Below are 12,668 nucleotides of genomic sequence, written 5' to 3'. Positions count from 1 at the left end.
GGCTGCGAATGACCGCTAGGCTGCTTGATAACAAGCTGACTTAGACAGGGTAGGCTGCCAAAATACGATCGCTGCCACTTAGGAGCCTATGTCTTCACTGTCATCTGAGGCTTTGGAACGGATCCGTGCGCAGTTTGACTATGGGCCCTATCCACGGGTGCCGTTGGAGGCAACGCCCAAGGAAAACTATGGGGCGCTGGCGATTCACGATATTCGTTCGGCTTTCTATCGGCGCGATCGCAGTCTGAAAGCAACCGAAGGCGCTTGCATTCTAGATGTGGGTTGTGGCAGCGGCTACAAGACGTTGATGCTGGCGCTAGCCAATCCAGGCGCTGAAATTATTGGGGTGGATCTATCGCTGAAGTCGGTGGAGCTAGCGCAGGAGCGACTCAAGTTTCAGGGCTTCCCCGAAGTCAAGTTCTATGCGCTGGGGCTGGATGAGATTGGTCAGCTCGAGATCGCATTTGACTATATCAATTGTGATGAGCTGCTCTATTTTTTTGATGATCCTGCAGCAGCGCTGGGGCAAATGAAAGCGGTGCTAAAGCCTGATGGGATTATTCGCGCCAATTTACACTCTAAGAATCAACGAATTGCTCATTACCGCTTACAGGAACTGTTCAAGTTTCTAGGATTTCTGGATGGCAATCCAGAGGCGGCAGAAATGGAAGCAGTGACAGAGTTAATGAATGCGCTGCAACCAGGGGTTTTGAGTCGGGCTGCGGTCTGGAACCTGCCCCTACAACTGCAAAAAGAAGAGAAACAAGATGAACTCGAACAATGGCTATTAGCAAATCTGTTGTTGCAGGCGGATAAGGGTTATGGCGTTCCAGACCTGCGGCAGTATTTGGAGACTGCGGGGCTGGAATTTTTGGGTATGGTGCAAGCCCCGCTGTGGCGGCTGAGTGAGTTGTTTGGCGATCGCGATCAAATTCCGGCGTTTTGGGCATTAGGCATCCAGGAAGCGAGTTTGCTGGATCAGGCTTATTTGTACGACCTGTTGCATCCGGTCAATCGCCTGTTTGATTTCTGGTGTAGTCTGCAGCCGTTAGCCCCTACCCAAGCTTGGGAGAATTTACCTCTAGAGCAACGGTTGGGGCTAAAGGTTCAGTTGCATCCTCAGTTGGCAACATCGGGGATTGAGCAGCAGTTGCAGGAGAAGCTGAAGTTGCGAGAGCGCTTTAGTTTGGCGCGGGCGTTGCATGGGGAGTTTTTGGGGCTGTTGACCTATGAGCCGCTGTTTGGGGCGTTGATTAAGCCCCTGTTTGAGAAGGTGCTGTCTGTGCAGGAGTTGGTACAGCGCTTCCAACAGTTGCAACCGTTGGATTATGTGACGGGTGAGCTTTGGGAGTTGGAAGCAGTAGCGGAGTTGGTTTGGAATTTCTTAGCTGAGTTAGAACGCGATCAGTGCCTGTTTCTGACTCAGGCTTGATGGCTGCATGGCTTATTTTTATCTAGCTGAAGCTGGGGATTGGTCATTTCGAACGGTTTGGCACGATCGCTTCTTTACTGTTCTCAAACATCATCCGGCACGGACTGAAAAGGTTGAGCAGGCAGACTATATTTTTCTGGATGCAGATTTTGCCCTAGAGACCAACTGGCCGTATTACGGATCGCAACGTAAGGCGATTTTAAAGGGCGATCGCTTTCCAACAGATGAAGAAATTTTAGCGTTTCTGTTTGATCATCCGGTCAGTGGCTATGGCAAGCCCTTGGTGCTAATCAATATGAATCCATTGGCACAGTGGCCAGCGATCGCACAGGTATTGCCGGATGTGGTGGTGGTGAGTCATTGCCATACACTGGGAAACTATCGCGTTGGCATTGATGTGAGTTTTCCTCCGATGCCACTCTTAGATCAGCATTGCTATCCAAGCCGAGATCGCTCAACTTTACTCAGTTTTCGGGGAGCTAATAGTCATCCGGTGCGGGAGCAATTACAACGGCTTCATCAGCCACCCGAGATTGCAGCTGAGCTGATCCAGCAAAGCTATTGGGGGACGTTGAATTATGTGGATGAGGCTGAGGGACTAAGCGCTGAGCAACAAGTCTATACAGATTTAATTGCCCGATCGCGCTTTTCTGTAGCTCCACGTGGCCATGATATTTTTTCCTATCGCTTGCTAGAGGTGATGGCAGGCGGGGCGATTCCGGTCATTTTGGCTGATGATTGGGTGCTACCGTTTTCGGAGTTGCTGGATTGGTCAGAGTTTTCGCTATCTGTTGCTGAAGATCGCTGTTGGGAATTACCGCAGCTCCTTCAAGCGATTTCAACGGATCAATGGCAGGTGATGCAGCAGCATTTGCAACAGGTTTATCAGCACTATTTCTATTCTTTGGCACGACAGGTGCAGACGCTGTGGCAAATCTTGGATCAGCGATCGCTTCATCCTTCTGCGTCAGAGGTAGAGATTGAGGCGGTGTTGTTGTCTCAGGCGGAACGGTATCGACTTAAGGGAGATCTGGAAGCAGCCGCAACTTATTTGGCAACACTGCCCCGGTCGCCAGCTCGGATTTTAGAGCAAGCACGCTTAGCGTTGACGCAACAGCAACCCAAAGCAGCATTGGCCTTACTGGATTCCATGGTGATGCCGGAGGCAGAGCAGGGAGAGCATTACAACTTGCTGGGGGTGGCGCAAACGCAACTCGGGGAATGGGATACGGCGATCGCAATCTATCGACAGGGATTGCAGGCACAGCCCCACCATCCAAAATTGCGCACCAATCTTTGTGTGGCGTTGCGGCAGCAGGAACAGTGGGAAGAGGCATTAGCTCTTAGTCAAGCACTACTAGAAGAGGTACCGGCAGCGATCGATCGCCTACTGCTACAAGCTGATACGCTCAATTTGGCAGGTCGGTATGATCAGGCGCTATCGCTATATCAGCAGGTGGTGGCGCGAGAACCAGAACGAGCAAATGCTCAGCTGGCGATCGCAGAAATTTTGTTGCGGCAGGGCAAGGCAGAAGGTTGGGATATCTATGAAGCTCGCTTTGCTGCGGAGCCGAGTTTGGCAGCGTTGGCGGCGCATTATCCGCAACCACGATGGCAGGGGGTAGAGCTGGGTCAGCGATCGCTATTGGTGTGGGGAGAGCAGGGCTATGGCGATCAAATTCAGTTCAGTCGCTACTTGTGGGTGCTGCGCGATCGCTATCCGCAGGCTCGTATTCAGTTCCAGACGGATGCGGTACTAGTGCCGTTGTTTGCGGAGCCGCTGGCAAGTTTGGGCATTAAGGTGATTCCGGCACAGATAACGGAAGAATTATTTGATTTTCAGGTGCCGTTGCTGTCGTTGCCTCGGTTGGTGTGGCCGAGCTTAAAAGATATTCCCTATCGCGAGGGTTGGTTGCCTTGTCCGTTGCCACCGCCTCGTGAGGATCAAAACCACAAGTTTCGGGTTGGAATTGTTTGGCTGGCGGGTCAGCGGGCAGGAATACAAAAGAGTGCGACAGCGGATCGGCGCAGCTGTTCGCTAGAAGCAATGTTGGAGCTGGTGCGAGAAAGTATGCAGAGGTCAGATCTGGAAGTGGTGAGTCTGCAGTTGGGGTATGAGGGTAGGTTACCGGAAGGGATTCAGGATTGGAGCAATCGCTTGGTGGATTTTTCAGCAACGGCTCGGGTGTTGATGGAATTGGATCTACTGGTGACGGTGGATACTGCGATCGTGCATTTGGCAGGGGCAATGGGAACACCAGCAAAAGTTCTTCTTGCTTACCCACCAGATTGGAGATGGCAGCAAAACTTGGAATTAACTTGGTACTCTTCTATAGAGCTTTGTTACTTTGCCCATCTGCTTTCAAGTTTTTAGGAATTTGGGAATATCCCGAATTCCTAAAAACTGTTAAATACTCTGTTAAAGAGTTGCGCTGCCTTTGGTTGCAATAACGGTAAACTTACCGTCTGTCCCGATTGTGCCAGTCACGTTAATATTCGCTGCTTTACCACTTCCAGCAGCCGTTACTTGGCTAGCATTGCCGCAAGTTATGTTAAAGTTACCTGCACTGCTACCAATACCAAGCTGTGTACAAGACGCATTGGTGACGTAGTTAGGGTCTAGTGTCGCCGCACTAAGGGTACGAAGAGCAGCACCGACTGCTGATTTACCTTCAGAGGCGTAGGCTTTATCTGTTTGAGCCAACAGGTTCGGTAATGCAACTGCTGCCAAGATGCCAACGATGATGATAACGACCAGCAACTCGACAAGGGTGAAACCTTTTTCTTCTTCACCTTGTTCGTCTTTACGCTGGGCAAGATATTGCAGATAACGTAGACGGAGCGATTCAGACATTTTGAGTGACCCTCTCAATATAGAGATAGCTTATACAAATTATATCTAGATCACTCTCACTTTTTAGATTTAGACTTCTACTTAGAGAAATGAGATAATAACTTCATGACTAATCAATAGATCTTTTCACAGGCTTTACCTTGAAAAGGTCTATTGATTAGATAAATTCGATATTATTAACTCTTCTGTTAAAGAGTTGCGCTGCCTTTGGTTGCAATAACGGTAAATTTACCGTCTGTCCCGATTGTGCCAGTCACGTTAATATTCGCTGCTTTACCACTTCCAGCAGCCGTTACTTGGCTAGCATTGCCGCAAGTTATGTTAAAGTTACCTGCACTGCTACCAATACCAAGCTGTGTACAAGACGCATTGGTGACGTAGTTAGGATCTAGTGTCGCCGCACTAAGGGTACGAAGAGCAGCACCGACTGCTGATTTGCCTTCAGAGGCATAGGCTTTATCTGTTTGAGCCAACAGGTTCGGTAATGCAACTGCTGCCAAGATGCCAACGATAATGATAACGACCAGCAACTCGACAAGGGTAAAACCTTTTTCTTCTTCACCTTGTTCGTCTTTACGCTGGGCAAGATATTGTAGATAACGAAGACGGAGGGAGTCAGACATTCAGGAGATCCTCAGCAAGAGAGCTGTTCTTGAAGTAACTTACCCCTACAGCAGGCTTTTATTTCAGGTTCCTGAAAATTTCCGCATGGCTCTTCTTTGGCTCCGTCCGCATTGGGCTTCTCCTGATCAAAAAGCAGTCCTGCAAATCAGTGCAGCACTGCAACAAGTCACTCAGGAAACAGCCAGTCTGTTGATTGATACGGCAGGTACTGAGGAAGAACAAGTCAACACAGCGCTGATTGAAGCGGCTTGGGCAGCCAGCGAAAATGGCGTTAATATTGAAGAAATTGCCTGCCATGGCACAGATTGTCAGACTGGGTTGCTCGGTGCGTTGCTAGAGCGCAATCAATCTTGTTTGCAGACTGTAAAGCAGAATACTGATTTACAGCGTATCCCTGAACCATTAGCAACCCAGCTAATCAATTGCCTACACCAGTTTCCACAACATTGGCAACCTTCAGCCCAGTCGCTAGCTGTCATTGTTCCAACCTATAATTGTGCTTCTAAAATTGAGCAGACATTAAAAAGTATTGAAGCGTCGATTCAATTTTTCCAAGATAATTTGCCTTTCTCTAGCTTGTATAACATAGAAGTCATCATTGTTGATGATGCTTCGACGGATAACACGGTTGCTGTTATTCAAGCTTACATTAACAACAAAACTCATTTTCAGCTTGTTTGTCATCGCTTCAATCGGGGAGCTGGCATCGCACGAAACACTGGCGTCAATTTTAGCCAAGGTGAAGTTCTCTTTTTCTGCGATGGGGATGATCTCTTCTTAGAAAAACATCTCCTTCTAGGCGTGCTAGCCTTGGAGATTTCACTCGACGAGCCTCAGATTTTAGATCGGCTGTTTGAATATGCGGGCATTTCACTCGATCAAGACGTTACCAAGTTCATCCGAAATATTAATGGTCATCCGCCCTATGGCTTTGTAAGCTTAGGGGTCAAGGTAGACGAAGAGATATTGCCAGAGTGGCATCAGCGAATCATAGACTCTTTACCAATCAATTTAGTAGTTAGAAGATCAGTCTTTCAGTTTGTTGAGGGATTTCCTTCTCAGTTAGTTTATAAACGGCTCAGATGTACAGAGGATATTGCACTGAGAGATTGTCTTTATCGATTTTGCAATGGTGTTCAAATTGATGTTGAAACAGTACAATACCAGCGCTATCCGAACAATAGTTTAGACCGACAACTGCGCAAGTTTCAAAGTCCACTTGCAGAAGCTGCCAATTTAGAAAACAATAACTCAGATGACTTACAGCTTGAAAGTAATCTGAGACTAACCAAAATTAATTTCTTGTTAAATAAGATTCGGTTTGCTGAAAATTCTGTCAAGAACTTTATTACTCTTTTTGAAAAAGATCAGACAAATATCCTCAATAATGTTCAGCCAGATTCTGATTTAGAGAGAGTTATAAGTAACTGTAACAAGAAGAAACAAAGAGGAATCGCGTTTGATTGGCTAATCTCAACTTATACGGGCTGGGGAGTCTTCGGAACTAATTTTATCCTTCAGATTTATCGTCAAAAGGGGTCATGGTTTCCTATTTGTCTCAAAAGTCCTTACTTAAATGTCCAAGATTTCCATCCACTAGTTGATCCACAAGTTTTAGATCTCCCAGTTTTAGATCCTGAGAATGATAATTATGTACTAAAGCGACTCAATCAGGGACTTAATCAGAAATTGCTGATCTTGCAGGCAATGATGAATGATTTCCAGTCTAGGGAGTATGAATTTCCCTTTACTCATAGGGCTGGCTTAATTTTTATGGAAGACACGTATATAACACCCTCAGGAAAAGAGAGAGCTAACCGTTTGCCTGTGATTATCTCTGGTTCAACATGGTGTAATGATCTAGTCGCTGCACATTATCAAGGCAATGCCTATGGTATTCCTCAAGGTGTAGACCCTACGCTCTTTCAGCCAAGTCAAGCAGCTGGCTATTTTGGCGATCGGTTTGTCATCTTTTCAGGCGGCAAACTAGAGTATCGCAAAGGACAGGATATTGTTGTTAAAGCTTTTAAACACTTCCAACAACAGCACCCAGAGGCTTTATTGCTTTGTAATTGGAGTACTGCATTGCCTCAATATATGAATGGCCTTCAACATGCTGGCTATGTAGAGGGCTTACCCAAAACAGAAGGTGACCTCAGATCAAACATTAGTCAATGGCTGATTGAGAATGGCTTGCCAGAAGATTCTTTTTACTGCTTAGGCTTTACACCCAATATTCAAATGCCCCATGTCTTTCGAGAAGCCCATGCTGCCATCTTCCCGAATCGGGCAGAGGGTGGAACCAACTTAGTGGCGATGGAGGCGATCGCCTGTGGAATCCCAACCTTACTCTCCAAAAATACAGGTCATCTAGACCTCATCCACTTATTTGGGATTGACGCTCTGGAAACTCAAAACCCTGTCAAACCTTACTATCCCTATGTTGGCACGGAAGGTTGGGGACAATCTGACCCAGAAGAAGTAGTTGCATGGTTAGAGAAGGTTTATCAGAATTACCAAGAACAGAAAACTAAAGCATTAAGCCACTCTGTTTCCATACACCAAACAATGTCTTGGGAAATACAAATCAAAAAAATGATGGGTGCGATTGCTCATCATATCAAAATCTAACTTCTTTATTGGCGCTCAACTTCTCCTGTAAGGCTTTTAGATAAAAGTCTTCTAGGTGGAGGGTGAGACCCCTAGAATCATAGAGTTCAGACTGCATAAATCGCTCTCTCATACCCTGTCTTAACAGGGCAAGCTGTTCGATGGATTGAGTAAATTTGATACCCTTATCAATGTATTCTTCATCTGTTTCTGCAATCCAATTTTGGAGATTGAGTGCATGGAGCAAAGAAGCACTATTACGGCTAACCATTAATTCACCAAGGCGAGTTAAGACTGGGACACCCATCCAGAGTGCTTCGACAGTGGTTGTACAGCCACTCGCTGGATAGGTATCAAGTGCAATATCAACCTTGTTATACAGTGCAAGATGATCTTCTAAGTTCAATTTAGCCTCGTTGAAGTTAATTCGCTGAGAACTAATGCCACAGAGTGAAAACTTTTCTATTAGCTCAGAGCGGTACAATGGGCTAACGCAACTTCGGTTCTTAATTAAAAGCTGACTATTCGGAATCTCACTTAAGATAGAAGACCACAGTAGGATTGAATAGTCACTAATCTTTCGACTTGCAACGAAAGAGCCAAATGTAATATATCCATTTTTAATAACTGGAGACTCTGCGATACTAGGTGATTGAGGTGGTGGCGTGTAAGCCAAGTAGCACCGTGGTAGTCGAAAAATAGTTTCTGTTGCTAACTCTACAGTGTGAGCAGGGTGAACAACATTGTCTGTTATCCAATAATCTATTGTTGATAATCCTGTTGTAGCAAAGTAGCCAAGATAAGTAGCTTGAACCGGTGCTAGTCTTGAACTTAAAAGATTCAGTTTGTTACCATTTGTATGTCCAGAAAGCTCAATAAGAATATCAATATTTAGCCTTTTAACAATCTGAGCAGCTGTTTCAAAATTAGTTAACTTTAAGTCAATCCAGATATCTGCTAACTCCTTAAATTTTTTTGTCTTTTCATCCTCTTGAGTATTCGAGAGCAAGATAATATTAAACGCATCCCGTGAGTGATTCTCCAAAATTCCTTCAATGAAATAACTTACGGAATGTGTTTTAAAATCACCCGAGAGATAGGCAATGTTTTTTTTATCATTTGATTTTAAATAATTGAACTTGCTTGATTGAAAACTTCCACCTTGATCTTTACAATATTTTTTATTCCAAAGTAAATGTGCATCTAAAATATCTTTAGCTGTTCTAAGCCCACTAGAAAATTCAAATAAATAATTACTTCCTATAATTAGTTTCTCCGGTCCAGATACGTATTGCTCAGCTTTAGAAAATGCGGATAAAGCTTCATCTTCATGAGCTAGATCAACTTCATTAATACCGAGTTCATTCCAAAATTTACCGACGGTAGGTTGTTGGTCTATTAATTCTAAAACTAATACTTTAGCTTCTCCTGAATAACCCTTTATTCTTAGTATCTCAGCAGCAAGTAGTTTTGCCTGCCAAAAGTTATCATCTAATGACAAAATTTGAGAGCAGACTTGACCAGTTTTCTCCAGCTGACCAAGTTCTTTAAAAGAGCACGCAACTTTATATAAGATCTCTAAATTTTGAATTTTACTCAAATCTACTTGTCCAGCATAATAAGCGACAGATTTATAATCTGTTAGTAAATAACATATTTCGCACAGAAAAATTTTGATTTCATCTTGATTAGGATTTAAATTAAGTGACTTTTCAAAACAAAAGCGAGCTGCACGAAACTTGTTCTGTATATGGTATGTTCCAGCCAGTGCATACCAATAATGAGCATTACTTGGCTTTGCTCTCACTGCTTTTTTAAAAAATTGAAGTGCTTGTTTCTGATCTCTAGACTTCCATTGCTCGATCGCTTGTTGGTAATAATTTTCTGCCAAACTGTTGTCCTGAGTACTCATAGATTCATTTAACTGCAACGACGTTAAGGCTAATTGGGTACCCCAAAAATACTAAATTACTACAATCTTGGAAGAGTTCAAAGTTCTCAACTCGCTCATAGTCCGAAAACTTAGCTGCTTGCAGATATGTAAATAGAATCTCGCAGTCAAACCCAACTTTATGAACATCATATTGATCAACCTGTCCTCCAAACATCATCCGCATAATCTGTAGGCGGTGCTGAAATCCGGCCATTGGGCTTAAAAAGAGCCAACTTAAGGTCTGTAAATCTGGTACGCTAATATATAGCTTTCCATTTGGTAGTAGGACCCGTCTCCACTCTAGCAAGACTGAAACTAGCTCATTTCCTAGTGAATGATGAAAATGCTCTAGCACATGGCTTGCATAAATTGCTTCGATCGAGTCATCTGCAAACTGGCTTAAATCAGCTGCATTACCAACAAAGTTAACTTCTGGTCGTTCTAGAGCATCAAAAATTTTCCAATCCGGATGCTTTTCTCTTCCACCAATATGTAATCTCATTTTTTAGCTACTCCCAAAAAGATTTATTTATATTGTTCCACAATTAGATGCTTTCAACCGAACCACAATAAAATCCCTATAACCTTAAAAATTGATGCATTTATTTAATGATGTCGACCCATGAAAGATTAGTAAAAGATGAATTTTGTGCCAACTAATCTGTTGGTAATTATTCAATATATTAAAGAGCTGAAATAATCATCTAAGAATACTGATGCATTAAGAGAGTTACTAAGACTATGTTCATCACCATTAATAACTACTCTATTGAACATAGGAACTCTAAACAAGGTATAAAATCCCTGATCCATCAAGTTGAGCCTCCCATTTACCACCCACGGGGAAATATCATAACCAGCCATAAACTGAGTTGCTGTATCGGCATCAATATCCCCGATATCAAATAATGTTCTACATCCAGATGCAATCAGATCAAGAAATATATCTTCTTGCAAGGTTTCTGGTATATAGTTTATGATAAAGCTTATATAATCACTTAAATTAGTTATGTAATATGATATCTTCTGGGTTAATAATGCTGACAAAGAAACGTGCAATAAATCACTAAGCTTCTCGACTTTTAACTCTTGAATGAACTTTTTTGATTCCTCAGAGTTATTCCTAACTCCTGCTCCATTACTTGAACTAGATATGCCTGAAACTGTTAAAGGTAGTCCTATATGAGCAAAACTATTGGTAAATTTGAGTATTTGCAAAGCAGAAAATACATCAGGAGAAATTGCATCTTGAGGATAAAATTTTTCAGTTTCTAAGTTTAGACAGTTATAATTAATAACTCTTTGAACGATTTTTCGATGGGTAAATGAGTTGTAGAGAGATGGTAAGTTCTGATAGTTTAAGAAGTATCGCAGGGCAAAATCTAAAGCCCTTGACGAGCTTAAGATAACACTAAAATTATTATTATTAACTATCAGCATATTAGGTGATTCATAGGAGTCAGGCCAATAATAAACCCAGCGATTCCAGCAAACAGTTTCTACATTTTCTAGTTCTTTTTCGACAAGTGGAAAAAGACTTGGGATAATTAGATCGTCATCGCCCATAAAACAAATATATTCACCTTGAGCACGCGCAAGCCCATGCTCAAAGTTATCTTTCATAGAAAGTCGTTGATTAGTACGATATATCCTGACGCGATGGTCTTGAATAGACTTTAAATAATCTGCTGTGCCATCTTGACTATAGTTATCACAAACGACGAACTCAATATCGTCGCGCTCAACTCTGAGGCAAGCAGGAAGAGTATAGAGAAGGGTTCCTACCCTTTCTCGTGTGGGAATAATAATAGAAAATTTTGTCATTTAACTGCATTCGTTGTTCTTGTAGGAGTTTAACAGTTAATATTTCAAGAAATTTAAATTTTACATACGTTCAAAAAATCCGTTTTAGATATCCATCTGGAGCAACACTGATCAGTAGTTTGTTATCAATATCTTTATCGATCGCAAATTCAGGATGACTCTTCAGCCATTCGTGCACAGCAGTTTTAGGATTATTGCCTACATCCCAAGCCCGGTCGGGAAAAGAGCCTGCTGGTAAATCTTCAATTACAGTATCAAAAACGATACAATAGCTACCTGCAGTGACTAAACTAGCGTAGGCATTTAGCTCAGCCATCACATGCTCATGAGTATGGTTTGAGTCGAGCGATACTAAGACCCGTTCTGAGCTTTGTACATGACTCTTTACTTGTTGAATAATTTTGGGATCGATCGACGATCCTTCAATGAGCTCCATCTTGAATCGTAAGGGATGCTCATCTAATGCCTTGCGATTGTGGGGACGAATCTCAATATCAACACCAATGACTTTACGGCTAGACTGACGCGGGTTTAAGCCTTCCATAACATCTAGCAGGCATAGCAGTGAAGCCGACAAAGCGAGGGAGCCACCATGGGCAACCCCTGTTTCGATGATAATGTCTGGCTGAACAGAGGAAACAATTTCTTGAAAAGCGACAATGTCTTGAGGTAGCTGTACTATTGGCCTGTTTATCCAAGAAAAGTGGTAGGCATATTTTGTATTTCCAGTTTCATTTAGAAATTCTAAGGCGAGCTCACGAGCTTTTTGGTTCTCGCCCTGCTGTGCCACTAAGGTTGCCTTCTCAGCTTGAAATGCAAGTTCTTGAGGAGTTTTCATCCTGTAATGGGGAGGTTGTAACGATTAGCACTTTATCTTAAACACTCATGGATTTTTTTGAACTCCGAAGCAATAAGGGTCATCTCTAAGTAGGAGAACTCGCTAAAATTACTATCAAAAACCTCACAAGGAGTATACTTGATTTCATCTAAATGCTCTTCTTTAGCTAGGGAATAACTCGCAGTTGTGCGAAAACCTACACTCTCATGGAGTGAAATTGTTTTGTAGTTATTCGAGAAAACATGCAAGCACACCTTGGGAATACAAAGGTCATAAAAAAGCCATCTTAGGAGAGATAGTTCAGCAAAGTAAATTAGCTGTGGGTGGCCTCCTTTCTCTCCGCGAATTAAGTTATCCAGTTCTGCTTTTTCTTCGCTTAAATCGCAAATTCCGAAATTACCTATGATGTCATTACTAGATGTATATATCAAAAACAATACTCTGTTGCCGCTTGGTAGAACTACAGATTCTAGCCAGCTTTTTGTTCTGTTTTCTGTAGGTGTGAATTGAGTTAGAAAGTATTTTTTAAACATCTTTCGCCACTTAGTCAGTT

At 42.9% G+C, this 12,668-nt stretch carries 10 protein-coding genes; 3 read left to right on the top strand and 7 right to left on the bottom strand.

Going from position 1 to position 12,668, the window contains the following annotated elements; genetic code table 11:
* The first annotated feature begins 88 nt into the window (after positions 1-88).
* Together SYC_RS07720 and SYC_RS07715 are read left to right on the top strand one after the other, a co-directional pair.
* Complete coding sequence (locus SYC_RS07720; RefSeq protein ID WP_011243763.1) at positions 89-1,432, top strand: class I SAM-dependent methyltransferase; 1,344 nt, start codon at positions 89-91, stop codon at positions 1,430-1,432.
* A 7-nt stretch (positions 1,433-1,439) separates the two neighbouring features.
* Complete coding sequence (locus SYC_RS07715) at positions 1,440-3,806, top strand: exostosin domain-containing protein (RefSeq protein WP_011243762.1); 2,367 nt, start codon at positions 1,440-1,442, stop codon at positions 3,804-3,806.
* Positions 3,807-3,851: 45 nt separating this feature from the next.
* Here SYC_RS07715 and SYC_RS07710 read toward each other — a convergent pair whose 3' ends face one another.
* Together SYC_RS07710 and SYC_RS07705 are read right to left on the bottom strand one after the other, a co-directional pair.
* Positions 3,852-4,286, bottom strand: a complete 435-nt coding sequence (locus SYC_RS07710; RefSeq protein WP_050738288.1) for a type IV pilin protein — start codon at positions 4,284-4,286, stop codon at positions 3,852-3,854.
* A 188-nt stretch (positions 4,287-4,474) separates the two neighbouring features.
* Positions 4,475-4,909 (bottom strand): type IV pilin protein, encoded by a 435-nt coding sequence (locus SYC_RS07705; RefSeq protein ID WP_050738287.1) that lies wholly within the window; start codon positions 4,907-4,909, stop codon positions 4,475-4,477.
* Between the two features lie 85 nt (positions 4,910-4,994).
* On the opposite strand from SYC_RS07705, the gene SYC_RS07700 reads away from it, so the two are divergent.
* Positions 4,995-7,541: a glycosyltransferase gene (locus SYC_RS07700; protein ID WP_011243761.1), complete on the top strand. Its 2,547-nt coding sequence runs from the start codon at positions 4,995-4,997 to the stop codon at positions 7,539-7,541.
* Here the strand turns inward: SYC_RS07700 and SYC_RS07695 are convergent.
* The 5 genes from SYC_RS07695 to SYC_RS07675 all read right to left on the bottom strand — a co-directional run bounded on the left by SYC_RS07695 (position 7,531) and on the right by SYC_RS07675 (position 12,648).
* Positions 7,531-9,432 carry a tetratricopeptide repeat protein gene (locus SYC_RS07695; RefSeq protein ID WP_011377420.1) on the bottom strand — a complete coding sequence of 634 codons (1,902 nt, stop codon included), beginning with the start codon at positions 9,430-9,432 and terminating at the stop codon, positions 7,531-7,533. The genes SYC_RS07700 and SYC_RS07695 overlap by 11 nt on opposite strands.
* A gap of 4 nt (positions 9,433-9,436) precedes the next feature.
* Entirely contained in the window at positions 9,437-9,955 is a 519-nt protein-coding gene (locus tag SYC_RS07690; protein WP_011243759.1) for a class I SAM-dependent methyltransferase, read from the bottom strand.
* 173 nt (positions 9,956-10,128) lie between these two features.
* Positions 10,129-11,277 carry a glycosyltransferase family 2 protein gene (locus tag SYC_RS07685; protein WP_011243758.1) on the bottom strand — a complete coding sequence of 383 codons (1,149 nt, stop codon included), beginning with the start codon at positions 11,275-11,277 and terminating at the stop codon, positions 10,129-10,131.
* 70 nt (positions 11,278-11,347) lie between these two features.
* Positions 11,348-12,115 (bottom strand): cephalosporin hydroxylase family protein, encoded by a 768-nt coding sequence (locus SYC_RS07680; protein ID WP_011243757.1) that lies wholly within the window; start codon positions 12,113-12,115, stop codon positions 11,348-11,350.
* A 32-nt stretch (positions 12,116-12,147) separates the two neighbouring features.
* The gene (locus SYC_RS07675) at positions 12,148-12,648 is read right to left on the bottom strand and encodes a GNAT family N-acetyltransferase (RefSeq protein WP_162010026.1); all 501 of its coding nucleotides are present in this window, start codon (positions 12,646-12,648) and stop codon (positions 12,148-12,150) included.
* Positions 12,649-12,668: the final 20 nt, after the last annotated feature.

Source organism: Synechococcus elongatus PCC 6301 (assembly GCF_000010065.1).
Lineage (GTDB): Bacteria > Cyanobacteriota > Cyanobacteriia > Synechococcales > Synechococcaceae > Synechococcus > Synechococcus elongatus.
Note: the sequence above shows the minus strand (reverse complement) of the source record. Positions and strands in the feature narration are given on the sequence as shown.

Excerpts from the sequence above, each read along its gene's own strand:
- SYC_RS07715 (WP_011243762.1), top strand. The coding sequence starts at position 1,440 with ATGGCTTATTTTTATCTAGCTGAAGCTGGGGATTGGTCATTTCGAACG.
- SYC_RS07680 (WP_011243757.1), bottom strand. The coding sequence starts at position 12,115 with ATGAAAACTCCTCAAGAACTTGCATTTCAAGCTGAGAAGGCAACCTTA.
- SYC_RS07690 (WP_011243759.1), bottom strand. The coding sequence starts at position 9,955 with ATGAGATTACATATTGGTGGAAGAGAAAAGCATCCGGATTGGAAAATT.
- SYC_RS07695 (WP_011377420.1), bottom strand. The coding sequence starts at position 9,432 with ATGAGTACTCAGGACAACAGTTTGGCAGAAAATTATTACCAACAAGCG.
- SYC_RS07685 (WP_011243758.1), bottom strand. The coding sequence starts at position 11,277 with ATGACAAAATTTTCTATTATTATTCCCACACGAGAAAGGGTAGGAACC.
- SYC_RS07710 (WP_050738288.1), bottom strand. The coding sequence starts at position 4,286 with ATGTCTGAATCGCTCCGTCTACGTTATCTGCAATATCTTGCCCAGCGT.
- SYC_RS07720 (WP_011243763.1), top strand. The coding sequence starts at position 89 with ATGTCTTCACTGTCATCTGAGGCTTTGGAACGGATCCGTGCGCAGTTT.
- SYC_RS07705 (WP_050738287.1), bottom strand. The coding sequence starts at position 4,909 with ATGTCTGACTCCCTCCGTCTTCGTTATCTACAATATCTTGCCCAGCGT.
- SYC_RS07675 (WP_162010026.1), bottom strand. The coding sequence starts at position 12,648 with ATGTTTAAAAAATACTTTCTAACTCAATTCACACCTACAGAAAACAGA.
- SYC_RS07700 (WP_011243761.1), top strand. The coding sequence starts at position 4,995 with ATGGCTCTTCTTTGGCTCCGTCCGCATTGGGCTTCTCCTGATCAAAAA.